The 24199-nt window shown below is 60.3% G+C and carries 19 protein-coding genes, 1 tRNA gene and 1 pseudogene; 7 read left to right on the top strand and 14 right to left on the bottom strand.

Annotated features, from left to right (window positions below; genetic code table 11):
* Positions 1-2 precede the first annotated feature (2 nt).
* The 4 genes and pseudogenes from AC3WRR_RS00940 to AC3WRR_RS00925 form a co-directional block, all read left to right on the top strand.
* Positions 3-908 carry a LysR family transcriptional regulator gene (locus AC3WRR_RS00940; protein ID WP_492295729.1) on the top strand — a complete coding sequence of 302 codons (906 nt, stop codon included), beginning with the start codon at positions 3-5 and terminating at the stop codon, positions 906-908.
* Positions 909-1152: 244 nt separating this feature from the next.
* Positions 1153-2172 carry an IS110 family RNA-guided transposase gene (locus AC3WRR_RS00935; RefSeq protein ID WP_492295728.1) on the top strand — a complete coding sequence of 340 codons (1020 nt, stop codon included), beginning with the start codon at positions 1153-1155 and terminating at the stop codon, positions 2170-2172.
* 718 nt (positions 2173-2890) lie between these two features.
* Entirely contained in the window at positions 2891-3778 is an 888-nt protein-coding gene (locus tag AC3WRR_RS00930) for a hypothetical protein (protein WP_492295726.1), read from the top strand.
* A gap of 252 nt (positions 3779-4030) precedes the next feature.
* Positions 4031-4199 (top strand): annotated as a pseudogene (locus AC3WRR_RS00925) (tripartite tricarboxylate transporter substrate-binding protein); the annotation flags it as partial.
* A 29-nt stretch (positions 4200-4228) separates the two neighbouring features.
* On the opposite strand, the gene AC3WRR_RS00920 reads toward AC3WRR_RS00925, so the two are convergent.
* A complete protein-coding gene (locus AC3WRR_RS00920; RefSeq protein ID WP_492295724.1) occupies positions 4229-4591 on the bottom strand; it encodes a type II toxin-antitoxin system PemK/MazF family toxin in 363 nt (120 codons plus the stop codon).
* Positions 4591-4845 carry an AbrB/MazE/SpoVT family DNA-binding domain-containing protein gene (locus AC3WRR_RS00915; RefSeq protein WP_492295723.1) on the bottom strand — a complete coding sequence of 85 codons (255 nt, stop codon included), beginning with the start codon at positions 4843-4845 and terminating at the stop codon, positions 4591-4593. Before AC3WRR_RS00915 ends, AC3WRR_RS00920 begins: the two co-directional genes overlap by 1 nt.
* 1369 nt (positions 4846-6214) lie before the next feature.
* Here AC3WRR_RS00915 and AC3WRR_RS00910 point away from each other — a divergent pair.
* Positions 6215-7027 carry a tyrosine-type recombinase/integrase gene (locus AC3WRR_RS00910; RefSeq protein ID WP_492295721.1) on the top strand — a complete coding sequence of 271 codons (813 nt, stop codon included), beginning with the start codon at positions 6215-6217 and terminating at the stop codon, positions 7025-7027.
* A 1169-nt stretch (positions 7028-8196) separates the two neighbouring features.
* Here AC3WRR_RS00910 and AC3WRR_RS00905 read toward each other — a convergent pair.
* Positions 8197-9168: a ParB/RepB/Spo0J family partition protein gene (locus AC3WRR_RS00905; RefSeq protein ID WP_492295719.1), complete on the bottom strand. Its 972-nt coding sequence runs from the start codon at positions 9166-9168 to the stop codon at positions 8197-8199.
* Positions 9165-10376 carry a ParA family protein gene (locus AC3WRR_RS00900; RefSeq protein WP_115216542.1) on the bottom strand — a complete coding sequence of 404 codons (1212 nt, stop codon included), beginning with the start codon at positions 10374-10376 and terminating at the stop codon, positions 9165-9167. Before AC3WRR_RS00900 ends, AC3WRR_RS00905 begins: the two co-directional genes overlap by 4 nt.
* Positions 10377-11606: 1230 nt before the next feature.
* Between AC3WRR_RS00900 and AC3WRR_RS00895 the strand changes: the two genes are divergently transcribed.
* Together AC3WRR_RS00895 and AC3WRR_RS00890 are read left to right on the top strand one after the other, a co-directional pair.
* Positions 11607-13004: a replication initiation protein gene (locus AC3WRR_RS00895; RefSeq protein WP_492295717.1), complete on the top strand. Its 1398-nt coding sequence runs from the start codon at positions 11607-11609 to the stop codon at positions 13002-13004.
* An 83-nt stretch (positions 13005-13087) separates the two neighbouring features.
* Positions 13088-13175 (top strand) — tRNA-Ile (locus AC3WRR_RS00890).
* A 157-nt stretch (positions 13176-13332) separates the two neighbouring features.
* Here AC3WRR_RS00890 and AC3WRR_RS00885 read toward each other — a convergent pair.
* The 10 genes from AC3WRR_RS00885 to AC3WRR_RS00840 all read right to left on the bottom strand — a co-directional run bounded on the left by AC3WRR_RS00885 (position 13333) and on the right by AC3WRR_RS00840 (position 24105).
* Entirely contained in the window at positions 13333-14310 is a 978-nt protein-coding gene (locus tag AC3WRR_RS00885) for a helix-turn-helix transcriptional regulator (protein WP_492295714.1), read from the bottom strand.
* Between the two features lie 531 nt (positions 14311-14841).
* On the bottom strand, positions 14842-16569 hold the full coding sequence (locus AC3WRR_RS00880) for an ATP-dependent helicase (RefSeq protein ID WP_492295713.1): 1728 nt from the start codon (positions 16567-16569) through the stop codon (positions 14842-14844).
* Between the two features lie 397 nt (positions 16570-16966).
* Positions 16967-17833: an ATPase gene (locus tag AC3WRR_RS00875; protein ID WP_492296032.1), complete on the bottom strand. Its 867-nt coding sequence runs from the start codon at positions 17831-17833 to the stop codon at positions 16967-16969.
* Between the two features lie 59 nt (positions 17834-17892).
* On the bottom strand, positions 17893-18510 hold the full coding sequence (locus AC3WRR_RS00870) for an IncC plasmid conjugative DNA transfer DtrJ family protein (protein WP_492295711.1): 618 nt from the start codon (positions 18508-18510) through the stop codon (positions 17893-17895).
* Between the two features lie 3 nt (positions 18511-18513).
* Positions 18514-18804 carry a hypothetical protein gene (locus tag AC3WRR_RS00865; RefSeq protein ID WP_492295709.1) on the bottom strand — a complete coding sequence of 97 codons (291 nt, stop codon included), beginning with the start codon at positions 18802-18804 and terminating at the stop codon, positions 18514-18516.
* A complete protein-coding gene (locus tag AC3WRR_RS00860) occupies positions 18779-19285 on the bottom strand; it encodes a hypothetical protein (protein WP_492295707.1) in 507 nt (168 codons plus the stop codon). The genes AC3WRR_RS00865 and AC3WRR_RS00860 overlap by 26 nt, the downstream gene beginning before the upstream one ends.
* Before the next feature lie 8 nt (positions 19286-19293).
* On the bottom strand, positions 19294-21150 hold the full coding sequence (gene traD, locus AC3WRR_RS00855; protein WP_492295706.1) for a conjugative transfer system coupling protein TraD: 1857 nt from the start codon (positions 21148-21150) through the stop codon (positions 19294-19296).
* Positions 21150-22421 carry a TraI domain-containing protein gene (locus AC3WRR_RS00850; RefSeq protein WP_492296031.1) on the bottom strand — a complete coding sequence of 424 codons (1272 nt, stop codon included), beginning with the start codon at positions 22419-22421 and terminating at the stop codon, positions 21150-21152. Before AC3WRR_RS00850 ends, traD begins: the two co-directional genes overlap by 1 nt.
* Positions 22421-23470 (bottom strand): type IV secretion system protein, encoded by a 1050-nt coding sequence (locus AC3WRR_RS00845; protein ID WP_492295704.1) that lies wholly within the window; start codon positions 23468-23470, stop codon positions 22421-22423. Before AC3WRR_RS00845 ends, AC3WRR_RS00850 begins: the two co-directional genes overlap by 1 nt.
* Positions 23467-24105: a conjugal transfer protein TrbJ gene (locus AC3WRR_RS00840; protein WP_492295702.1), complete on the bottom strand. Its 639-nt coding sequence runs from the start codon at positions 24103-24105 to the stop codon at positions 23467-23469. The genes AC3WRR_RS00845 and AC3WRR_RS00840 overlap by 4 nt, the downstream gene beginning before the upstream one ends.
* Between the last annotated feature and the right edge of the window lie 94 nt (positions 24106-24199).

Here is a 24199-nt window from a genome sequence, read left to right as displayed (position 1 = left end):
CAATGAAGCCCAATCAACTGAAAGCATTCGTGGCCGTGGCCACGCAGACCAGCATCCGGGGCGCAGCACAGGTGCTCGGCGTAACGCCACCGGCAGTCACGAAGATCGTGCGCGAACTGGAACGTGAAGTGGGTGCGCCCCTGATCGAGCGTAGCGTCAAGGGGATTGCGCTCACCGAATGCGGTGCGGCCCTGGTGCCGCGCGCGCGTCGACTGCTAGACGACATGCGCCAGGCACACGAGGCGATCCTGCAAGTCAGAGACGGGGCCGCAGGCCACATACGCGTGGCGGTCAGCACGGCGGTGGCCCAGACCCTGTTCGTGCCCGCTTTCCGCGCGTTGCGTCAGCGCCGCCCAAATGTGTCGGTCCATGTGAGTGAGAGCAGTGTTCCGGGCATGCTCGCCCGCTTGCGAGACGCGCAGGTCGACCTCGTGGTGGCACATGTCGGCCCCACGGTTTTGAACGACGCCTTTGAATGCCTGCCGCTAATCCCGACAGAGTTGGTGGTAGGCGTGCGCAACCGGCATCCGCTGCGCAACCGCCGCTCCATTCATGATCTGATGGAGGCGGAATGGGTCTTGCCCGGCGATGGCAACGCCATTTCGGCAAGTGCGATCCAATCGTTCAGCGCGCTGGGCCTGCCGACGCCTCCGCGCGTGATTCAAAGCGATTCGATTACAACCACCCTGACCCTAGTGGCGCAGATGGATTTGGTGGGCATGTTTGCCGGGCCGCTTGTCACGCACGCGTTCAAGCATCTCGGCCTACGCCGCATGCTGCTGAAGGAGTCGTTGCCAAACCTGATGGTGTGTGTGATCCATAGCAAAGGTAGCCCGCTGACGCCGGCGGCGCTGCAGTTCATCGACTGCGTGCGCGATGCCGCCACAAGCAGGGACGCATCGGGCTGACCACGGCGGCAAGCAGCGGCACGTCTTGCGACACGCCGATCAGTCCGCCGACACCCGCAGTGCCCGCCCCAGCGCGCCGCACCGCAGTGCAATCTTGGCCGTATCCGCCCGCGTGAACTGTAGATGGAATGGTCGCCTCCCGCCTCGGCGAATCGCCGACCGTGCCGGAGCAGTTCGTAAAGCTGAGCTCCCATGTGTGTCACAGTGGTGATTCTGTCGTCGCAGCCTGCCAAGGAGGATCCACATGGAACCGACCACAGTAGCCATCGACCTGGCCAAGCACGTTTTCCAAATCCATTTCGTTGAGCCCGACACTGGCACGATTCACAGCAAAGCCATGAGGCGCGCTCAGCTGTTGCCGTTCTTCACAAACCGACCGCCATCCCGCATCGTCATGGAGGCCTGTGGCAGTGCGCGTTACTGGGCACGGAAGTTGTCTGCACTCGGGCACGATGTCCGGCTTATTGCGGCCCAGTTCGTGCGGCCGTTTGTCAAATCCAACACGAACGACACCGCAGACGCCGCAGCAATCTGGGAGGCAGCGCAACGCCCAGGAATGCGGTTTGTGGCCGTCAAGACGGAGGAACAGCAAGCCATGCTGGCACTCCACCGCATGCGCCAGCAACTTGTACGCTTTCGAGTGATGCAGGTGAACCAGTTGCGCGGACTATTATATGAATTCGGGGTGGTGCTGCCACAGGGGCGCCGCACGGGGATCGCAGCTGCTAAGATCGCCTTGGCTGATCTGGCAGACCAGTTGCCTGCGATGCTAACGGATGGCTTGCAAGACCAACTATCTCGGCTGCTCGCGCTCGACGAGCAGATCCAACGAATTGAGCAACGCATTATGGAATGGCGTCGCAGTGACGAAGCGTGCCGCCGTATCTCCGACATCCCGGGGGTTGGCTTGACAGCCACTGCCGCAGTCGCCGTCATTGGGAATGCCCGCACCTTCAAGTCCGGACGAGAGTTTGCAGCCTATCTTGGACTTGTGCCTCGACAGAATGGCTCTGGCGGCAAAGTCAAACTCGGTGGCATCAGCAAGCGGGGCGACGTGTACCTTCGCACCTTATTGATCCACGGGTCGCGAGCTGTAATATCAAAGGCTCGACACTTACCCGACCACCTGAAGTCCATGCTTAAGCGACGACCCACAAACGTCGTTGCCGTGGCGCTGGCCAACAAAATGGCGAGAATAATTTGGGCCCTGCTGGCATACGGGCGCGCGTACCAGGTTCCCCTCGCCCCACCATTGCCGGCGTGACTTCGATGAAACGACTATCCACACCACCTGACACGGTTGCATAGGTTGATATTGAACGATGGCAAGACAGGTCAGACCACGCAGAGTCAACCCTGAGCGATTACAAGGACCTCGAGTCCGGACTGTAGATGAGGACCTCTGTGGCGAAATCCATCGGGGCCGGCGGGCACGCCCGCAATCGAGTCCGAATATAAGTCCGCAACCACCCTACTCGCCATCAACGATATCCCTTGCAAAAAGGAGGCGTCCATATAAGTAATCGCGGTACCAATTCGTAGAAATGTTCCTCCGCGCGCTTAATCACGCGGAAAGTATCATCTTTACTACTGCAGTTCCGAGAAATCGTGTTTCATGCTCGACTACTCTCACTCTGCGGCAAGGCCACCTCGTATTCGGTCCTCGGCTGTGACTGCAGCCCTATTTAGGCATGTTTCGCGCGAACGCTCCTTTTGATCAAGCAGAGCGAAACCGCATAGTCAGAGCGAAAAGTAGTAAAGATGATACGAAGTGACGGAACAGCGATCGTTCCAACATTACTACTTGCCGCCCGGGAGTACCAACATTACTACTCGAAAAATCGTCGCAATGTTGATATGGACGACGACACCTTGCGCGTGACAGTGCCCGCTGGATAGCCCGCTTCATCGACGCGTGCGATCCGTTCGCGATCAGTGCGTGGGTCAGCGGCCATTCCCGCGCGCGGCAGGCGTTCATCGACATGCTGTGGGCACGGGCGGCCGAACCTGGGATTGAACAACGTCGTTGGCCCGATCGCCCGCCACCGGCCGACGGTCAGCTGGCTGAACTCGTGCAAGCCGATTGTCAGCTGCACGGCGCGGACCATGCCGATGCCGCGACGCGACACTGGCTCGCCTGCCACGCGGCGCGCGTGAGTCTGGGCGCGCTCTGGCGCGATGCGCAAGCGCGCGCGACGGCTGCCGTCTGGTCTGGCGTCGCCGCCTGGGCCGACGCGGCGCCGGGCACGGCGTGGTGTGACAGCGCCTGGTTGGCGCGCGTCACGCCCAGCGGGCTCGGCTTCGCCTCCCCGGTCCCGGCAGACTGGACGGCGGCGCCGCGCGACACCAAAGCGATGCGGCAACCGGCCTGCGCCGCCCGCGCGCAGGCGCGCCGGGACACGATGTGGGCGGCCAGCCGGGGCGCGTGCCTGACCTGGTCGGACGCAACCGGTTGGGAAATGCTCGAGGCGATCGCGCCGGCCGACTGCGATGTGCGGCGTCGCCGCTTGTTGGGCCTGCAAGCGGGGCGACCGTGGTGCTGGCTCTATCGCGCGGCCGATGGCGGCTTTGTCGCGCGCTGGGATCACGCACCGCTGCAGGTGTGGGCCGCGACACCGGGCGCGGCGCTGGCGGGCTTGCGGCACTGTGCGCGGGACTACCAGCGGATGGATCAGGTCGCGTTACCGTTTCCCCGCCCGGCGCGCGCGCTTGCGCCCGCGCCGCTGGCGGCCCGGGCGGCGGCTGACTATCAGGGCTTGGTGGCCGGGGTCCGCCGCCGGCACGGATTCTGGCAGGAGGCGCAGGACCTGACCGAAGCGGCCCGCTGCTACCGGCGCGCGCACGGCCTGCCGGAGGGGGCCGGGCGCTGATCGCGGCCTGCGCTTGATGGCCCTTCCCTTTCTGGTCGCCGCGACCCATCATGGAGACAGGCCCGGTGCCGGGTGGGGGCGGGACCCGATCGGACGACGCAGCCGCCCCGCCGGTAGCCACAACTTTAGTTGCAAAGATGAATACAACTTTAGTTGTGTGAGCGAACGCAGTCGAAAGTGCGCTATGGCTCATCAAGCCTGATAACGCGTATTCTCAGGCTTGAATTTTTGGGATTCGCTTCACTTCGGGGAATGGAGCACGTGCCGTACAAGGGCGCCGGGTCGGGCCATCGATGATCTGCTCGGTGGTCAGGTTGATGTGCTGATCACGTCTACGTCTTCCGTGGCTGGCTTCATCTAGTCGGGCCGCATACGTGCGCTGGCAGAGACCAGCTCGCGACGGCTCGGCGTGTTCGCCAAAACAACGCGCCATTCGGTCAAGCACGGAAATTACTCCGCGATCGCGATAATCTGGTTTAGCTGCTCGCAAGCGGCAGCAAAAACCTCCAAGGGCGCTTGCTTCCAGGGGTGAGCCCTTGCGTTTCGGGCTCGCCAGTCAAACGACTTAGGTTGATGGGCCAGGACGTAGCTGTCCTTTCCCTTCGGTCCCTGAAACTTGATCGCAAACGGATTGGTCTCGTTGTAGGCTGCCGTAGTCATCGGCAAGCCAATTACGAGACTAGTCCTTTCATTAAAAGGCCGCGGTGAAAGAACAAGCATCGGATGCATATCCTTCATCTCGCGGCCGGCTTGCGGGTTGCAGTCGATCCAAATAATGTCGCGCCGTTCAGGCGCCCATAGCTTGCCCGCCATTACATGGCCTCCGCGCCGACACGCCGCGTGGCCATGGCTTCGCCGCTGTGCTTGATGGGGTCAAACAGAGCAAGTTTTTCCGCGAGCGTGAGGGCACGACGACCAACTGGTCGAACAGTTACGCCAATCTCATCGACAGATACCTCCACTTCCTGGCCCTCGGCGAAATGTGCAGAACGAGCCACTGCAGTAGGGATTCGAACCGCCAAGCTGTTGCCCCACTTTTGAATCGTCAGGGTTGCGCTTTTTCGCATGATGCCTCCAAACAATGTTGATACAAGTATAAACATAAGAGATCCATGTTTCAACGCGTATCTACCTCGCTCCCTCGACGTTGCTCGCCATCGCTGCCAACAAATGATATTTCCCCGCCCTAAATTACATAAGGCTGCGCGAGTCCTCGGTTTCGCCCCAGGCCATGTCTGTATCCAGAATGCATACGGCATGTCGAAACAAGCCGCGAGCGCAGCACGCACCCCTGCAATACATGGGCGCGGAGCCGGTCGACTCCGCGCTGGCGGCGCAAGGGCAGTGGCCGCGGCTCGGGTGCCATGTCTGGCGGCGACGTCGATGTTTTTCATCGGTCCGTCATCCGATCACGGCACAACGTGCCCGCACTAAACGGCGATTCACCGACTGCCGACCATACAAAGTCGGCGCGATGAATGAGGTCCTCCTACCGTGCGATGTCTGGGAGACTATGCGCGAGCGACTTAGCCAGCCCATTAATTATCGGCATTGCATTTTTCTACACATTTTGAGCCGGCAATGTCGAGGAGTCTGCAAAATTTGTTAAGAATCAGTAACTTACCGTGACCAAAGAGGCCTTCTGGGCCAGCGGGACGTTGCGACGGGCACCGGCTGGTTCCCACCCTCAACTGGCCGCCGGCCGCCTATTGCCTCGGGCGGCGGTCCGCGCAGAATCCGGTTGCCCGAACGGCCGTCAATCCCTGCCCGAGTCATGATGCCACTTGCGACGAATGGATGCCTCTTGGGTCGTTCCGCACCGCGGCGTTGGCCGAGGCGGCCGCGTCCAACCAGGGAATATGTCCTACCCCCGACGATGGTCCCCGCCACCTTCGGTGCTTCGCTCCGATCCGCGTTGCGCCTTGATTTACCATTATCCAAATAATGGTAAGTAGTGTGGCACGCTGGATATAATGGGCCACAGGCCGAGAAGCCGGCGCTGGCTTGCCCGGTCTGTGCGCCGGCCACCGCCGCCGGCGGCCTGCAATGTGGACCAGACTACCCTGCCCCCAGCCTCTAATGAATACGCCGCCCCTCCCGCCGAACGCACTGCCTAGCCCGGTGTTGCCCGGCGGGCTTTCCGACTCCCAGTTGGTGTGTGCATGGCTAGACGCCAAGTCCGCTGCGGGTCTCGGTCTACGCGCCAGCACCTGTAGTCAGTATGAGCTCGAGGCGCGGCGCCTACTCTGGTATGCGCACGTGCAGGGCCGGCCTCTGGCCACCTGGCAGGTTACTCATGCCAGCGACTACCTTGCCTTCTTGCGTGACCCGCCCGTGCACGCGGTCAGCGACGGCCGAGCGCGCCGCGGCAGCGCGGCTTGGCGCCCCCTGCGCGGCCCGCTTTCCGAGGCGTCGCGACGCCAGAGCGCAGTCATCGTGGGTAGCCTGTTCGACTGGCTGGTACGGGTTGGGGCGCTGCGGATCAATCCGTTCGCCCCAGTGCCGCGAGAGCGCTCTACCACAGGGCCAGGCTCTCAGCGGCGTTTCCTCGAACTGGAACAGGTCGCAGCGGTATTCGAAGCGATTGAAGCACGTCCGGCGCCGACGCGGTGGGCGCAACTACACCAGGCGCGCGACCGCCTGCTAGTTGCACTGCTGTTCCAGACGGGGCTGCGCGCCTCCGAGGTGGCAGCACTGACTTGGGCAGATTTCGAACGCCATCCTGGCCGGTCTCGTGCGTTCTGGACCGTGCGTATCCGTCAGGCCAAGGGGGGCAACGATCAGTTGGTCCCGTGCGACAACGCGATGCACGAACTGGCATGCTTTCGCCGCTTGGTAGGCCTGCCGCCCATGCCTAGCGCCACTGACACCACAGCGGTCATCCCGGCGATCGCCGGCGGGCGTCAACGCGCTGCGCCGCCGGTCGATCCGTCTGAGCTACAGCAAAAGCTGAGCCGGCCGCTTCGTACGCGCCAGGGAATCTATGGCATTGTGCGTGCAGCATTTGCGGAAGCGGCCGACCGTCTGGAGCGGGAGGAGCGTGGCGAAGAAGCGGCCAGGCTCCGAGGTGCGTCGACGCACTGGCTGCGGCATACGCATGCCACGCATCTGCTACGCGCCGGCGTGCCGGTAACCGACGTGCAGCGCGCCTTGCGACACCGCGACATCAACACCACGCGGCGGTACACCCACGAAGCGCTGGAAGACGTAGCTCTTGCGTTGGCCGGCAAGCTCCCGGGCGCCGCGTAGAGCGCTGGACGCCAGCCATTCCTGCGCTCCCCTCGCTGTGTGCCGCGGTCGCGTTCGGCTGGCCGTGAAAGGCAGTGAAGAAGCAGGTGCGAGAACACCTCTTTGGCTCGGCGCGATGAGCAATCAATTCGCTGCGGTTGGTTCCAGGTCAGGTTGACCTGGCATAGGTGCATGCGGTGGTGTGGCCTACGTCCGTCCTCGCTTCCATTACCGTTGAGAGGGCGACCGTCGCACCTGGAGTTCGAACCGATATTTTCCGGCGAGTCTGTGGCGGGTGCACCAAGCGGACTCGATGCCGGCCTCGCCCAACGCGGGATGGTCGGCGAGCCGCACTATTAGTGTCCCAAGTTAGGAAAACTAGCTAGCCGCACCTAGGACCATCATAACTTGGGGTGGTCGTAATGCGGGTCTAGCAGCGTCTCAACTGGAAGGTCAGAGCGCCCACATCTGACACCGCCCCAACGTTGGTGAGTCGTACCTGGCACCGTCCCAACTTGGGAAAGTCGGTGAGCCGCACCGGGCACCGTCCCAACTTGGGAAGGTCGGTGAGCCGCACCGGGCACCGTCCCAACTTGGGAAGGTCGGTGAGCCGCGCCGGGCACCGTCCCAACTTGGGAAGGTCGGTGAGCCGCGCCGGGCACCGTCCCAACTTGGGAAGGTCGGTGAGCTGTGCCGGGCACCGTCCCAACTTGGGAAGGTCGGTGAGCTGTGCCGGGCACCGTCCCAACTTGGGAAGGTCGGTGAGCTGTGCCGGGCACCGTCCCAACTTGGGAAGGTCAGCGAGCCGTGCCGGGCACCATCCCAACTTGGGAAGGTTGGTGAGCTGTGCCGGACACCGTCCCAACTTGGGAAGGTCGGCGAGCCGTGCCGGCCACCGTCCAACTCGGGAAGGTCGGCGAGCCGTACCGGTCACCGTCCCAACTTGGGAAGGTCGGCGAGCCGTGCCGGGCGCCGCCCCAACTTGGGAAGGTCTGTGGGCCGCACCGGCCACCGTCCCAACTCGGGATGGAGGTCGGCAAGCCGTACAGCCACCGTCCTAACTTGGGACGGTCGGTGAGCCGTGCCTGGAAGTATCCCAAGTTGGGATGGCCAGCGCGCGTCGCCCGTGCTGAGCGTTGGGCAAGAAAAAGCCCGCACGATGCGGGCTTGGTTACTTGAGGCTGTATTTCTTACTTGGGCTGGTGGTGAAACGTTTCGCTAATGAGCTGCCGCAATTGCGTCTCCAGAGCCTCGGACAGGGCCCCAGCTCTGATCTTTACCGTGAAGCCGTTGACATCCTTCGTTATGGAACCAGCCTGTTCCTTGCCGGAAAAGAACTTGTCAATGCTTCGCTCACTCGCGGAACTTGGCGCCGAAGCGCGCCGGGTTGCAAGTGCTTTGATAGCGCCAGCGACTTTACCTTGCTCCATCTTTCCCGAAGCAACGAGCGGCCAAATCTCTTTCGCAGCATCGTTACCGGCCTCTCCATATTTCCGAATCGTTGTGACAATGGCCTCCGCCGCGCTGCCGCCAAGCAGCCGCGGCTGAAGGTCGAGATCCTTCAACACGAAATCTGGCAACTGCGCGAAGCTAAGGAATCGATAGAGACCGCTCTTGGACAGGCCAAGCGCCTCCGCAAGTCGAACGCGGGACGGAAATTCCTTCTCAGTCCGCCGGACAGACAGCGCGATTTCATAGTCGGAAAGGTCGTCGCGGCTGATATTCTCGACCATGGCGAGCACCGCCATATCAGCATCAGAACACTCCACGACGACGGCCTTGACGGTATCGAGCCCAAGCATTTTGTGGGCGCGCCACCGGCGTTCCCCTGCCACAATCTGGTAGCCGGATTCAGAGCGGCGTACCACGATAGGCTGCATGAGTCCTACCTCACGAATTGACTCTGCAAGCTCTGACAGCTTGAGTTCATTGAACACGCGCCGAGGCTGCCATGGGTTCGGCACAATATCGGCAACAGCCAGTTGCGACGCGACGCCGGTTGCCTCCAACTCCTGGACACGGAGTTGCGCAACGGCCAGCGCCCCAGTGAGGCCAGGCGCGGTCTGGGTTCGGTCGCTACGCTTGACTTCGTCCTGATTAATTGCCGAGGTCTTGCGGATGCCCGCCGTCTTAGCCAGCAGCTGTTCTCGCATATTGCTCATTGCGCGCTCCTCCATTTTTCTGCGTAGATTTCATCCAACCACCGGCAATAGTCCATAATCGGCTGACGCACGCGGGTCAGCGACTTGGCCGCGCTATGCGTGCTACTCACGTCGAACACCGTCGAGAATGCTAGCGCCCCAGTGCTCATCACCGAACTCGCCGGCACTTCGATCGAATGCAGCCACTTCTCATAAGCGCTCTGCGCCCAGGCACGCACGATGGGTGCCGACGAGGTGCGCCCATAATCGACCTTGGAGAGCAACAACGAGACGAAGTCGTATTTCTTGTCGGCTTCATATTTAATGAAGCTTTTGGAGACGTCTGAAAACAAGCGCCAGAAAGACAGCGAGCTGATGAAGTCCAGGTTCTCAGGAACCATCGGCATAACCATCGCGTCTGCCGCAAGCAAGGCGTTCAGGTTCATGTAGGAAAGCGAGGGAGACGTATCCATGAGGATATAGTCATAGTGCTTGCGCAATGGCTCCAACCCTTCCCTCAGCACCGTCCAGAAGCGAAAGCCAGGCTTGATTTTCTGCATCGCGGGCAGATGGAACTCTGCCCCAATCAGTTCGGTGTGCGCTGGAATCAAGTCCAAGCCATCCCAATAGGTTGACTGGATGCTTCCCAGCAGTCCCCCTTCGATTTGCTGGTCATAGATATAGGGCAAGACCGTGTCTTCCGGCGTGACATCCTTCTCGGCATACAAACCACACAGTTCCGAGAGCGAGGCTTGGGGATCCAGGTCGACAACCAGGACTTTTCGGCCACGCAATGTCAGCCCCTGAGCCAGACACATGGTCGTGGTAGTCTTGGCCGACCCGCCCTTGAGCTGGGCGGTGATAATGATTTTTCCTTCCGGTTCTCTCGTGCCTGTGACGAGCGGCGTCTGATAAATGTCGGAGACCTTCTGCACCCAGATGCGTGCCTCTTCCAGCGTGAAGGTTCGGGTACGCCCAGTACCGGCGGCCTTTCCTGGCGGCAATTCGCCATCTCCCTTGGTCGCTAGGTACTGAACTTGCGAGTGGGAGATGTTGCACAAGTCTGCAATCTCCCCCGTCTTGAAAATCGGTGCGGTTTTTCGCGGCCGCGGTGCGAGAATCGTCTCGCGAAGTTCGTCCGTAAAAATGGTGACCTTTTCCGCGAACTGGGATATCTGCTCTAGCGGTACAGTTCGGTCGACTGCTGGAAGTTGGCTCGTTTTCACCATTCTGAGGTTTATCCGGAAAATTCGAGAAAGCTCAGAATACAGGAAATGCATGAGCAACGCCTCATAAATTGCTGTTTTTTAATCAGAGTTTCTTTGAAAACAACGATTTTGCCTAAGTTTTAAGCAGCATCGGGACGTCTTGGGGTTCACATGAGGCCCCCGGTAAGCCCTGGGAGATTCCTCGGCCTATCGGCGGCCCCAAAGGGGGGCACAAATGACCTCACCTTCAATGGCTACATCGCCTTCAGGCGCCGCCAAAGTGAGGTCATTTGTGCTGTTCGCCAGAACTGGAGAAGTGAACTCGGCGAAATCCAGCACAATGAAGCTCACCTTCGTTCCCGTCCAGCCCAAGTCTGGCCCAGGGCTTGGTCGGGGAGGGCAGCTGCTCGGCGTTTTCGCACAATTGACCTCACCTTTACACGGCCTAGACAAAGAAGTCCGTCAGGCAAGAACAGTGATGGTGAGATCATTTGTGCTGCTTTGCACCATGGTCTAGTGCTGGAGCATGATCTCGTCGCAATGACAATTCGTTTCAGGCTAGGAGTCACGGCGCGGGGTGCACGTGCCAGCCGATGCACAATGAACCTCACCATCCTTTGAGCGCCCAGATCCTTTCATCGAACGGTGAGGTTCATTGTGTAAGGTTTCAACCTCGGTAATCGCCAGCACAAAAAACCTCACCTTCACCTCATGCACAAAGAACCTCACTATGAGGCTGAGCGCGGGGCCCTACAGGGCGCCGACTCGCACCGTTCGCTTCGTGACTGCTGGCGTTGTGTTGGTTGGATGTTTTTGAAGTAAACCACCCAACCTACAAACAGTGAACAACGAAATCCTTGTTGATCAAGGACTTAACCCTTCAAAGGTGAGGTTAGCTGTGTCAAAGGTGAGGTTCCGTGTGTTGTGAAGGTGCTGTTTTCTGTGTGATGACGGTGAGGTCTATTCCCCGACAAGGTGAGGCTCATTGTGCAAACACCCCAAAGGTGAGATGTATTGTGCGTCACCTGTGGACAAGTCCACTTTGCCCAGGCTGGTCCTAGGCTTGAACGATACGCGTGACGGAGATCGGTGAGGTTGGTTGTGCATCAGGTGAGATTCATTGTGCGCATTGACCCACGCTGACCCGACAGTGCGACGGATCAACCTGATGGTGAGGTTTGTTGTGTTGACACGACCTCACCATCACATGCTAGAGTCGCCCGAGCAACAAAAACGAGCGGGAAGACGAGTATGGAGACGGGCAATCCTGTGGAGGTCAAAGCGAGGACGACGCCTCGCCAAATGGCGCTGGCTTTGTTCGAGGACATGTTTGACCTCGGGATGCCCATCAACGAGGCCAACCGCGAAATCGGCTATCAGCGCAACAATTTCTTCACGGAAATTGTGAACATGGGATTGGCGGCGCGACGGTTCCTGGATGCCGCGTATTTCATCGTGGCACAAGAGCCGGAGGTTCCTGACCAATACGATGTCGAGCTGAACTACTTCAAGTGGTTGATGCGCTATGACAGCCGGAACCTGAAGCACCTGCGTACTATCGCGGACGAAGCGCAGAACGCCAAGGTTCGCGTCACCAATACACCGTCAGACCGGGAGCCGGATGAGAACGATATCTGGGTTCAGGTCCAGCTGATCGGCATGGTGGCAATGCATCGCGGCCGCATCCGTTTCGATGTGCATCACAGTTTGATCCCGCATATTCGAGACCCCCGCAAGTCTCATTGGCTCAGCCTTCGCATCTCAACGGCATTTACCCGCAGTCTCGCGCGTGCGATCTATGACAAGGTCTTGCCGAGTGTGCCCAACGCGCGTACGGACTGGATCAGACTCGATGAGATGCGGACTTGGCCGGGAAAGATGGGCGCGAATGCCAACATCTTCAAATACTTCAAACGCGACTGGCTGGAGCCTGCGGTCCGTGAAATCAATGAGATCTCGGATATCGAGCTCTCATATGAGACCAAGACCGAGTCCACTTCCTCGAAGAAGGTCGACCGGATTCGCTTTCTCCTCAAGCGTAAGGACACGGCCGACGCTGTCATGGCAAGCCTGTCCGATGCCAGCCAGATCTATAAGATTCTGAAGGAAGAGTTCAACCTCTCAACCCGGCAGTTCGGCGAGCTCTCCGAGAACCGCGAGACATGGAACGATGATCGCATCCTGCAGGCGATCGAGTACACGCGCTTCAAGCTCAATCGCGGGCAGGTTAAGAAGAGCCCCGCTGGCTATTTGATGAAGGCCTTGCGCGACAACTGGCGCATGTCAGATGCTGAACGCACGATGGTCCAGGTCCAGACTAAGCTGCTTGTCGAGGAAGAACAGAAGGAAGCCGCGAAGATCGCCGTCAAGACAAGCGTGGAGCGCAGTGTTGCCTCGCGTGAAGACGAGACCCGCGTTCGCATGAACGAAGAGTCGCGGCAAGGACGCGAGCACTTCGGGGCAGCGGATACCAAAGCGCGAGGGGATTTTGTCCGGGCATGGTTGGCCTCGCGCGAGGGCAAGCTTGTGTTGAAGCGGATGAGGCTGGAGGCATCGTCCGTATCCGAAGACATCATCCTGGCGAATTCAGAGTTGGCATGGTACCTGGGCCAATTCGTGTTTGGGCGTATGGCCTCGCCGCGCGCCTGAAGTAACTTTTGCTTGGAGTATCAGCAACAGCTTGGCAACACGCGCTCAATCGCCGCACCTGGAAGTGCAGGGCGCAATACTCAGGGCCGGACGCCGTGCTGGTTGCAGCCAGCGGACTCATAATCCGCCTCCGAGAGGACACCGTGGGTTCAAATCCCACCCGGCCCACCAAATGCGCAACGACGATGCTCTCATTAGGCAGAGCCGACTGATCTACCGCCTTCGAGCGAGCCATAGCGCTCCCAGGTGAGTTGAAGCGCGTTTGCTTTCAACCCCGGTTGTTCAAGCGCCTGCAAGCACGTTGAAGCGCGTAACTAGACCCCCGAGCTCAGCCACCTACCATGTTGGGCTGAGGTCTGCCACCGAGCATGCTGCGAAGTTGCTCAATAGTGGCCTGTGCCATGGCCGACGATGACCGTGTCGCTGACGACGGCTGGGCCAGGGCACGCGAGAGCCCAGTCGCTGCTCTGTCCATCTCGATCAGCCAGGCGCGCGCTTGGTCGTGCCCTAATGAACTTCGGCGACCGTTGGCCTCGGTGATCACAATAGAGGCCGAGTCGACCTCGTAGATCCGACCGTCAGGTGCGGACACCCGTCGCCCACGGTATCGCTCGATGAGTTGGGCAACCTCCAGCCGGTCTTGCGCCGCCTGCGCGGCGGTTGCGCGCCTCTCGTCTTCTTGGGCCTTCCGAGTTTGGACGACATGGCTATAGTCTATGGGCTTTCCGAGGAGCGACTTGAGGTAGGCGAACAGCTCTCGTCCCCGGAGCGACCCAAGAACATGACCCGCTGCCGAGACAACGTTCGACAGTCGGTGGCCTGCCTCTCTCGCGAGCCGCATCAGAAGGAAGAGGGCGGACGTCGTCAGCTCTTGGTCGCGCACGAGAGGCGCTAGATCAATGGGCACAGCCCGATCGTGAATTTGCACAAACTCTCTCGGCCGCGAATGTTTCTTCGTAGAAGACTGCTTGGGGTTGTTTACGCCACTCACTGGTGCGAGACATGCGGAGCTGGACCGCGACTCATCGGAGCCCGTTCGAGGTTCTGGGTACCCAAGCTCCCGGCCAGCGAGCCCGATGCACTGTAGCAACTTTGCGGTGAAGCCGATCCGCCCAACGACCTCGAGCTGCGCCCTCGTGCGTTGCTGCCTTTCACGCTCAATAAGCCCGGCGTCTTCAAGCGCGCCAAGCGCCCGATAGACAGTGGCCTCGCTAATCGCGAGGTGCTGCGCAATCGTTGCCTTCTTTATGAAGGCGAGCGAGGTGGGATCGTTCTGGTTCAGGGCGAAGCGGATGAGCGTTGCCAAGACTTGGCGATTGGTGATGTGCAAAGCTCGGAGCCCATCGGACTCATAGACCAATGCGATCGCTCTGAGAATCCGCTCGGGCAGCCGGCGAGCATCGCACCTGGCTGCCTTGGGTTGCGAACCGTCGCTTTCGACAGCGGCCGGAGAGTGCGGCGCACCGCCACACGTTGTTGTTCTTCGGGCAATGGGAAGCCCGTCGAAGCGATATCTCATTTTCTTCGATCAATGCGCAAACTTGTGGGGGAGCATTGACAACGAAGGGTGGGCTTCATAAACTCGGACTGTCTTGTTGTTGGACGAGTCAAGAGGGTTTCGAAGCCTGCTACGCCTGTTGTCAATGCCGATTAAAAGCCTGGAGCTGCAACTCCAGGCTTTTTTCGCTTATGAGGATGCCTACGGGCTCAACAACCCCTCCTTGAAATCCGCGTGCCAACGCTACCCACAAAAATGAAGTGCCGGACGGCTGTGGCACGCGCGATGGCGGAGAGCTCGCAACCATCAGACGCCACGAACCATCGGCTGATTAACAAATCAAGTTAGCCCGGCTTCAACAACAAACCGGGACGTGGGGTTCTTCTTTGCCGTAGAAATATGCAGCCAGTCGCGGGCGCGCGTGAGGGCAACGTAGAAAAGTCGCCGCTCCTCACTCTCCGGACTGGCTTCGTCCGGAATGATGGTTTCCTCGGCCCGGATCACAACAACAGCCGACCATTCGCGCCCCTTGGAGGCATGCATGGTCGTCAGCACCAAGGCGTCGTCGGCCGGTTCGTTATTCTTTTGGCGTAGAAACAGAAGGCGTTCCGAGAATGGACCGTTCAGCCGCGTCAGGACGTCATACGCGGTATTGATAGCGCGCTTGCCCGGGTCGTCCGCCACAAACTTGAGCATCCATTCGCGCACGCCATCGAGAACAAGGGATAAGAACTGGCGTTCACAGAGGGCTTGCCATTCCGCGAGCTTCTTCACGAAGTCGCGATACTTGTCGACTGTTGATTCTGCGATCCCGTCCTGCGCGAGATCCTTCTTTCGCGGAATCGACCCCTCCGGCTTCGCCGCAGTCTGCGTGTGTAGAAGCTGCAGCTCATGCGAGCCAATGCCGGCGAAACCTAGCAGGGCATCGACGCCAGAGTCCTTGGACTTCTGGATCAGTTCCAGTAGGTCCCCCATCAACGCTGCCTCCGGGCGATCGAGGATAGAGCGGCCGGCCGCGCGGTAGTACTTGACACCGTGCGAGCGGCAGACAGCCTCCAATGGATCGAGAATGCGGTTCGTCCGCGCCAGCACGGCCGCCGTTTTGCCAGCCCGCAGAACCGGTGTCAGCGCCTCAACGGCTGAAACCGCTTCCTTGTACTCGTCCTCCAAACGCTTGAACTCGATGGCGCCGCCTGGCCCGCGATGGGCTACCAGCTCCTTCAGGATACGGTCCTTGTTGTTTCGAATGACACGATCCGCGATGTCCAGGATCTCAGCGTGTGAGCGGTAATTCTTCCCGAGGATGACGGACCGCGCGTCGAACTCCTTGATGAATGCTTCCATGCCCCGAAATCCGAGCGCACTTCGAAATCCGTAGATCGACTGATCATCGTCCCCGACCACCGTCACGATCGAACCGGCCGCCGCGTGCAGCGCCGTCCAGCGTGATTGCAGGCTGTCGCAATCCTGGTACTCATCGACAAGCAGGTACGTCATACGGTAGGGCGCAATTGTTCCGCTTTGCATCCCAGCTACAGCCAACCGCAGCATGTCCTGAAAGTCGATCTTGCCGTTCCGGGCCAGGGCACTCTGGTAGGCCTCATACAACTGAGCCTCCACGGTTCCTGAAGGCGGGGCGGACAGTTGCATCTTGGCGCGCTCAATCGCGGCGATAGCGTCCTCGACCTTCCCATCAAATCCCCCTTCCTGCAGGATCTGCCCGACGATAGCGAACCGAACGCCGTCGTGGACGATATCGGTGAGCTTGCCGGTTCCCTTCCCGAGTTGCTTATAGGCCAGCGAATGGAAGGTGCCCGCGAGCAGTCGCTTCTTGGCATCGGCGCCGGCTAGCCCCAGGATACGGTCACGCAATTCGATCGCGGCGTCCTTGCTGAACGTTACCGCGCCCACCGTCACGTCTGGGTTGGCGAGCAGCACGGCTGCCTTTGCCGCAATCGTCGCCGTCTTTCCGGCGCCTGGCACGGCCACGGCGACGCAGTGCTGACGCAGGTTGACCACCTCGCGCTGGGCGGGGTTTAGTCCTTCCAATAACTTTTCGAGCGACATGGCGGATCGCAGTGTGGCAGTAAGTGGCACTTGGTCCCGGTTCAATACAGCAAGTGCCCCGATCTGGGACATACCCTGACTTGGGCGACTCAAGTGCCATTGACTGCCAGCAGGTTGGACGGATTGCCCCGAACTGGCACCTGGTGGTACTTGCTGCCACTTGGGTCGACTTGATACCCGTCGGAGGTAGAAAGTGCCACCTCGTGCCAGATGCAGCGACTGAAAGACATCGCAGATTGTTCGATGCAATTGGCCTTGGGCGATCCAAGTGCCATTGACTCCCAGCAGGACGGATCATCTAACTATTGCTGGGGCTTCATCGGTGTATCAATGTGGCACTTGGTGCCAAGATCCCAAGTTCACGTGGAAACATGGCACCAAATGCAAGGCTTCACAATCACACACTGCGAACGGTGGTCATGAGCTTCAGATGTGTTGTGTAGCTACGCAGTCCCAGCGGCTGGAACTTGCGAAGGAAGCGCATCACTTCCTCGTTCACGTCGGTCATATCCCGAATGCCGTTCCAGACCATAAAGTCAAACTGATCCATGGCCTGGTCGAACTTGATCAGGACCTGCAGCGCGCGGACAGCGAACCGCGAGAAGGCCTGGACTTCGATATCGACCGAAGGACGGGTAATAGTCGGTTGGAAGATGATGTCGTCCTTGGCGCGCATCTCGCTCTCCCTTTGCTCCCGGTAGGCCTTGGCGACGCGCAGCTGCTCGTCGACATAGTCTTCCAGCTTGGCGAGTCCTCGCTCGAGGAACGCCTCAATGGTCGTGAGCTCGCTCCGCGAAAAAGTCGACTGGCCAAAGCGCTGCAGGTTGAGCGACATACGGTTCATGTACGGCCACCATTGCTCGAAGAGCGGACGCAAGCGGGTGTGGTTGAGCTTCAGACTCACCGCGACCACCGCAGCGCCGGCGAGTTCGCGATCGAGGATCTGGCGACCGAGTTCGCGCCGGCGGCGCACGATGGCCTGCCGGTCTTCCGGCGATAGCTCGCGGAACAGCTTGCGAGATCGCTCGACCTCGGCCTTCTTCTTTTCGAGATCAGCCGTCGAGATCAGACCTTCTTTGCGCAGCGCGTTGGCCGAGGCCTCCATCTCGATCAGTTCGGTTTCGACGTCATCAACTCGATCTGATGCGCCTTCTGCAGCGCTGCCAGCAGTGCTCGGTGCAACGCTGGGAGCATCCGTCTGGGCAGCGTCGATATCGGCCGCACCAACAGGCGATTCAGAAATGGACAGTTCGGTGGTGATCATCATCTCTCCTGGAGTGGCCAACGTTCGAGGCCATTGAAATCAAACTGACTTGATGTCAGCTACTTGCCGACATGGAAAGACGCCGCGAGGCGCCAGCTGAAGAGGCCCACGAGGCAGACGCCTAGCGCCCACCAGTGGGCCATCAAGGAAACAGGTAAGAGCAGGGCGGTGGTGCCAAGGCCAAAGCAGAGCATCAGACCATGGGCCGCCACGTGGAAGGTGACGGGGTTAGCGAATCCGGCACCAGCGGCCTGTATCTTTCGCGACACCGCTCCATCGTTAAGCAGCGCGGCGAAAAGGATGAATCCACCGAACAGCCAGTGATGCGCGACGGCCGCGCGATAGACTGCGCGGTAGACGGTCAACCAGAACCGCCGCATCCAGCCGCGGCCGAACTCCGAAGCGCCCGCATCCGGTAGCGCCGTATCGGCGTCTGACCCGGAGAACGACGCCTGCAGCGCGCCCGATTGGACAAACCAACGATCGAACCGGGCATTTGCCAACGACGCGGCATCGCGCGCGCCGTCTTGGCCGATCCACTGCGATACGGATGCCTGTTCGGCATCGCTTACCTCGAAGACAGCATCGTTCTGGATAAACGGCACAAGCGCACAGATCATCAGCGGCGACACAAGCAGCCATACGCGTACGTGGGAGACGAATCGGGAACTGGCCATGGTTCAGACCCAACGCAGCAGAAGGAGCAGTGGCAGTGCCGGGATGGCGAGGAGCGCGCCCCAGAAGACCACCGGCTTGCGCGCGGCGATACTGATCAGGGCGAAGCACGGCGCTGCATTGCCGCGCATGAAGTACTCGGGCATCGGCTCTGAGATCGGTTGATTGAGCCAGGCGTGCATTTCCAGTGCGAGCGCGGGGTCAACGCGAAAGAGCTTCGCCACCCACCGGACCGGGACCTGGCGCAAGCTTGCGAAGGACTGCGCGGCCTTAGTGTGCAAAGTCTCGAGCGACATCGTAGTTCTCGAAGTAGCGGGTGAAGCTGTACCCTGTCAGCACGCGAGCGGCCAGTTGGAAGGCGGCGCACCGTTGCGAAATGTTCCCCGGTACGGGTTCGTCGACCACCTGGCAGACATACCCCGCGGGCTGGCGCTGCTCGAACGCAGGGATGGACTCGTGGTAGGGATACCAGACGTTGTACTTCTCGCCCTTGAAGGCGGCGTATCGCTTCGCGTAAAGATCATGGGCGCGCCCGAACAGGCCCTGCATGAAGGCGACGTTCGCGTCGCCGTGTTTGCGCGCCGCGCGCCACGCGGCGATGGCGTCCGTCAGCATTTCCTTGACCAGCGGCTCTTCTCGCACCCGGAAATTCACGCCGATGTAATCGACCACACGGGTGCAGATGTCATCCAGGTCGGGAGACACGATGAACATCGGTGAGAGCTTCGCCGAGAGCTTGTATTCCTTGACGATTTGTCGGAACAGGGTGGAGGGCATTGACCGTATTAGTCCTGGATAATTGGAATTCGACCCTGGTAGACGGAGCCACCAGAGATACGCAGGAAGTACTGCAGGTTCGGTAGTTGCATGATCAGCTCATGCGGAATCAGCGGGGCCTTCTCAAGCTGCATGGAGCGCGACACAGAACCGCTAAATTCGCCGACGTGAGCTTCAGTTCCGGTGCTGGTGCTGCTGGACACGACGATGTTCCGAATGGCGGTCGTGCCTGCCTTCTCTGAGAACCACTGTGCCGTGTCGATATCTTCCAATCGTAAAATGATCTGATTGTTCAAATTGCCCAAAACCTGCTGCATCTTGGCGACGTTTCCGAGCTTCGCCGTCATATCGGAGCGCGTCTGGTAGGCAACGAAAGCCTTGAAGCCCGCACCGCGTCCCTTGTTGAGAATCTGGAGCATCTGTTCGTTGATGGCTTCGGCGACCTCGTCAATGATCAGCACAACCTCGGGCGGCTTGGCGTAGAAGTTGTAGATGGCGCCGGCCACGGAAGCGATGTCCGCCAGCAGCATCGACATGACTGCCTGGGCCACCAGGGAATTGGAGAGCGAGTCCGCGCCAACATAGAGCACGGCCTTCTGCTTGATGACCTTGTCGATGTCCCAGATCTCGCGGTCGTCCTCGAAATCATCTGCTTTCGGTGCCAGCATCAGGCCCGTTTCGCCGGTGGCCAGCATCTGGAGCAAAGGCAGGGCGGAGGCGATGATCCGACCGTAGTGGTCGCGATCGTGCTGAAACGTGGCGATCAGACCGTCGATGGCCTCATGTCCCTGACCCTTGTTCGAGAACCTCTCGATATAGAGGCGGACCATGGCATCGAGCTTTGTGCCGCCGGCGCGCTGCCCGACCTGCTGCATGTAACCGGTAACCTCTTCCTCCCAGTCTGGCTTACCCGCCTCCGGAAAGAAGCGCTGGAGCGCGCGGTCCAGCAGATTATTGATGCCGTTCTGAGCGTACTGCAGGATCGACCGAAGATTGGGCTTATCTCCAACATACAGCTCGCCCTTCACCGCGCGGTCGATGAACAGGAAGGCGAACTGTCGGAACGGACCTTCCTCCATCAGTTGCGCAATGCGGGTGGGAATCTCCGACGGCTGGGCCCAGTTCTCCAGGGGATTGAGCCGGATTGACTGCGACGGCGCCGCTTGCTTCCAATAAAGGAATTTGCGTCCCGTGCGCTCGCATTCCCGCTTTACCCGAGCCGCCCACTCGGCATCGTTCTTCGGGTCAATGACGATCAAAACGTCATTGGGGTTGTGGATCACCTGGGTCGAAATGATCTCGTAGGTGCGGGTCTTGCCGGCGCCAGTCGTGCCGCTCACGGCGGTATGGCCGGGCATCGCCTTGTAATGGAATGGGATAGGAATCTTCTGTGGCTCCATGCCGTGAATCCATGACTTCCCCTGCGGAGACTGGTCGGCGATGCTTCCAGCAGGAGCGAACAGCTTCTCAACCCGCTCCACCAAAGGCTTAGGCAGCCACCGAGGGAGCCCAGGAATGTCGCTCGAAGGCATACGCAAAATGTCGTGTGCGATCTGACAATGCTTCTGGGTCCACTCGAAGCCCGTGCCGAGATACATAGCATCGTCTGTCTTCCGCATTTGCGCGCTCAATGCCAGCAGCTTTCCCACAGGGATGACGGCGAGCCACTTGGTCGAGATCGCAAGGCGGAATTTGAGCGCCCGCCAGACCTGCACCGAGCGGAACAGGAGCATGATCAGGCAGAACAGGGAAAAGTAGCCCCCACCCGGCATTCCGCTGGCCAGAATTAGTACTGCGGCGAGCAACCATCCGGTGGCCGCGCGGAACTCATAGATCGGGCGGAAATGGTTGATGTAATGGTGCATCAGGCGTCCACCTCGTTGCCGGTGGATTGAGGTCGCGTTGCAATCAGGTTCGCAACCTTGTCCACGAGCAGGATGTCCTGCCCCACGATCTTGTACAGCAGCTGAAACTTGCGAAGATTCTCGATCAGCGTTTCCGAGGCGATGCCGTAATTGCTCAACATGCGCTTGCTGATCGCGGGCCGGTTCTCAACCCAGGACACCTTTACCTTGCCGGCCGCCACGTCCTGGGCCAGGGCTCGGAAGAACTCACGCATCAGGTTCGACGCGCCGGCCAACGCTTCCTTGAACGGGTCCGCCGCCTGTTCCGGCCGGATGGATCGCGAGCCGTCGAGCTGGACCGCAGGGCGGGCCGTTTCGCGCGGGACCTGTTCCGTCGACGGCGCTTCCGGGTGCGCGGAAGAGGTATCAGCGCCTACAGGGGGCGGGTTTTCGGTGGGCGTGTAGGAGTCGACAGAGGCAGGCGCAGTTGCCGCGGCTTGCTCGGTTCCGGTTGCAGCAGCGGCAGGCGGCTTCGCTTGGGCTGTGGCATCTGCCGCGGCGCTCAGCAGAGCTGCCTTCGGCGCCGGCGTCGTATCCGGTGAGAAGGCAGCACGCCGCGCCTTGATCTCGAACTGCGTAACCGTGTCGATCGCTTGGCGAGCGACCTTGTGCAGAAGCGTCTCGAGACCGCTCGGTCGGGGATCAGGATTGATGGCGCCGAACAGGTCGGCGAGCACCTGGCCGTCAAATCCTGAAAGTCGCTCCGCACCGAGGATCTCGCGCGCGAGGAGCGCTGTGCGCATGCGCTCAATGGGACGGGCGGTCTCGCGGCGCGTGACGCGGTAGGTGCTGCCACCGAGCCATGGGCCAAACGCACCGTGGATTGCGGGCATCCATTCCAGGCCATCGCTTTCCCGATGAAACTGGAAGTGCCGGCATGGCTCATCCAGGCGTGAACAGCAGGCAGCAAGGAAGAGGGCATACAGGTACTGCGGCTCCAGCTTCCTGCGGCGCTCGGACGTCTGGTCGGCGGCGAACTTCTGCGCACCGGACAGGCGCATGGCGAAGTAGGCCGCTTCCACGGTAGCGCGGAACGCGCCGCCCGCCTCTGCGTGCTCGCCGGGTCGCAGCGGCATGCTCGAAAACCATGTGGCGCAGCGCTCCAGCACGTCGAACCATTTGGTGGTGAAATCGGCGCTCTCCGCTTCGTTCGCGTACTGGCGGATCAGCGCAACGCGGTCGGAGAATGACCCCAGCAGCGTATCCGACGACAGGTGTACATGTGTGGTCATCATTTTCCTGCCAGCTTGTTGCCGAGATTCCAGGCGCCGCGGCCCAGCATCTTCATCCCGCCGGTGGCACCGACGCCGCCGCCGGTTCCGAAGAGGGAGCCTGCAATTTTCGGAATTTCCATGGCAACGAAGACGAGAATGATCGCGGTGCTGAGCGCATAGCTGGCTGCAATGGTGGTGTCCGTCCCGACCTGTCCAACATCTGCCACCATCTCGACGAGCGGCTTGCTTACCAGCTGCGAGATGATGGCTGCCACCACCATGTACATCGAGCCGGTGACCATGTAGTCCAGCCAGGCATTGAAGAACCGTCGGGAGATTTCCGCCATGCCGAATGCCACAGCGAGCGGGCCGACGACGATGCCGATGGCCACAAGCAGGTGCCCGACCAGGATGAACCATGAATAGATCAATGCAGCGATCACAACGGCGATGAAGGCGAACGCAAACAGTAAAGCAGCGACGACGGCGTCAATGAGGGACAAGGGATTGAGCATGCCCGCTTTCAGGGTCTTGACGACGGAATCCACAAACTTGCCGCCGGTGTTGGCCAACGTTCCCGCGAGGTCATAGACATTCTCACCTCCGTTGATCGATGTGGCGAGGTGGTCAAACCAAAGAAACAAGCCCGAGGAAAAGCTTGTGTAGCTGGCATACAGTGAAGCAAAAATCCCGAGTACGAGAAATGTCTCAAAGAGATCCGTCCAGGCGCTGACGGGATCAGAGGTTGCTGCGAATCGAAGCCCGGCAAGTACCAGTGTGATAACGCCCAGCCCGAACGCGATCTTGTTGGCGTCCTCAACCGTGGTCTGGCTGAGCGATGCAGCCGCCTGAATCAGGCTACTGCGCATGGCATTCAACTTTCTCAGGGTCTTCATGATCCCCGCGCCAATGTCGCCCGGTTGACCAGCACTTGCTGCTGGCACGGCTTGGTTGCCACTCGTCGACTCCTGTGCTGTGGCCATCTGCGGCACGATACAAAACGCGGCGAGAAGCAGCCCGGCGAAGCGCAAGCACAATACGGTTCGGATGGTCGAAATCCAGCTCATTTCAGGTTCATGATCTTCTGACGTTGCTGGTCTCGCTCGGCTTGCAGACGACGCGCCGTGTCGAGCGACTCGGTCTCGATGGCCAGCGCCTTCTGGTCCTTGTCGGCATCCGACTGCACCTTGGCGCTCATCATCTGCAGCAGATCCGAGTTCTGGTTAGCGAGGACGTCGAGCATCTCGTTGGTCGCTTCCGCCGCAGCCTGCGCCGTGCTAGTGAGCTTCATCTCCTTCTGGATCTTCTGCCGACGCTTGGCCTGGGTCTGCACGTTCTTGACCACCGAGGTGCCCAGACCGAACAGGTTCTTCGCGGTCTTGTCTCCATTTGCCAGCAGCGTGCGCTGGTCCTCAAGCCACTGCCCGCTGGGCTTGCCCGAAGCCTTGACCATGCTGCGCACCTTGGACAGATAGTCCGCGTTGTCGGAGACGGCCCCGTAGAGATCGTTCAGCGTCACGCCGTAGAGATCGAACTTGCCGATCTCATCCTTGATCGCGTCGAGCTGCTCGGTAAGATGGGCCGGGTCCATTCCGGTGGCCTGCAGCAACTGATTCGCCATCATGCGGTACTGGTAGGCGATATTGGTGTTCTCGTAGATTTCAGTCTTGAGCGCCTGCAGTGCCGTCCTGGTCGTCTGCACCAGGTTTGCGCCATCTATCACAGGAAGCGCGGCGTGAACGTTCGTGGAAACTGCGAGGCTTGCCACCATGGCGGCACGGACAATCCAACCTTTC

The sequence above is a fragment of the Cupriavidus sp. FW305-3-2-15-C-LB2 genome, from assembly GCF_058787575.1.
Note: the sequence above shows the minus strand (reverse complement) of the source record. Positions and strands in the feature narration are given on the sequence as shown.

What these genes read in the sequence shown, in the direction of transcription:
- AC3WRR_RS00940 (WP_492295729.1), top strand. Translation starts at nt 3, where the DNA reads ATGAAGCCCAATCAACTGAAAGCATTCGTGGCCGTGGCCACGCAGACC.
- AC3WRR_RS00935 (WP_492295728.1), top strand. Translation starts at nt 1,153, where the DNA reads ATGGAACCGACCACAGTAGCCATCGACCTGGCCAAGCACGTTTTCCAA.
- AC3WRR_RS00930 (WP_492295726.1), top strand. Translation starts at nt 2,891, where the DNA reads ATGCTGTGGGCACGGGCGGCCGAACCTGGGATTGAACAACGTCGTTGG.
- AC3WRR_RS00920 (WP_492295724.1), bottom strand. Translation starts at nt 4,591, where the DNA reads ATGGCGGGCAAGCTATGGGCGCCTGAACGGCGCGACATTATTTGGATC.
- AC3WRR_RS00915 (WP_492295723.1), bottom strand. Translation starts at nt 4,845, where the DNA reads ATGCGAAAAAGCGCAACCCTGACGATTCAAAAGTGGGGCAACAGCTTG.
- AC3WRR_RS00905 (WP_492295719.1), bottom strand. Translation starts at nt 9,168, where the DNA reads ATGAGCAATATGCGAGAACAGCTGCTGGCTAAGACGGCGGGCATCCGC.
- AC3WRR_RS00900 (WP_115216542.1), bottom strand. Translation starts at nt 10,376, where the DNA reads ATGGTGAAAACGAGCCAACTTCCAGCAGTCGACCGAACTGTACCGCTA.
- AC3WRR_RS00895 (WP_492295717.1), top strand. Translation starts at nt 11,607, where the DNA reads ATGGAGACGGGCAATCCTGTGGAGGTCAAAGCGAGGACGACGCCTCGC.
- AC3WRR_RS00880 (WP_492295713.1), bottom strand. Translation starts at nt 16,569, where the DNA reads ATGTCGCTCGAAAAGTTATTGGAAGGACTAAACCCCGCCCAGCGCGAG.
- AC3WRR_RS00875 (WP_492296032.1), bottom strand. Translation starts at nt 17,833, where the DNA reads ATGATCACCACCGAACTGTCCATTTCTGAATCGCCTGTTGGTGCGGCC.
- AC3WRR_RS00870 (WP_492295711.1), bottom strand. Translation starts at nt 18,510, where the DNA reads ATGGCCAGTTCCCGATTCGTCTCCCACGTACGCGTATGGCTGCTTGTG.
- AC3WRR_RS00865 (WP_492295709.1), bottom strand. Translation starts at nt 18,804, where the DNA reads ATGTCGCTCGAGACTTTGCACACTAAGGCCGCGCAGTCCTTCGCAAGC.
- AC3WRR_RS00860 (WP_492295707.1), bottom strand. Translation starts at nt 19,285, where the DNA reads ATGCCCTCCACCCTGTTCCGACAAATCGTCAAGGAATACAAGCTCTCG.
- traD (WP_492295706.1), bottom strand. Translation starts at nt 21,150, where the DNA reads ATGCACCATTACATCAACCATTTCCGCCCGATCTATGAGTTCCGCGCG.
- AC3WRR_RS00850 (WP_492296031.1), bottom strand. Translation starts at nt 22,421, where the DNA reads ATGACCACACATGTACACCTGTCGTCGGATACGCTGCTGGGGTCATTC.
- AC3WRR_RS00845 (WP_492295704.1), bottom strand. Translation starts at nt 23,470, where the DNA reads ATGAGCTGGATTTCGACCATCCGAACCGTATTGTGCTTGCGCTTCGCC.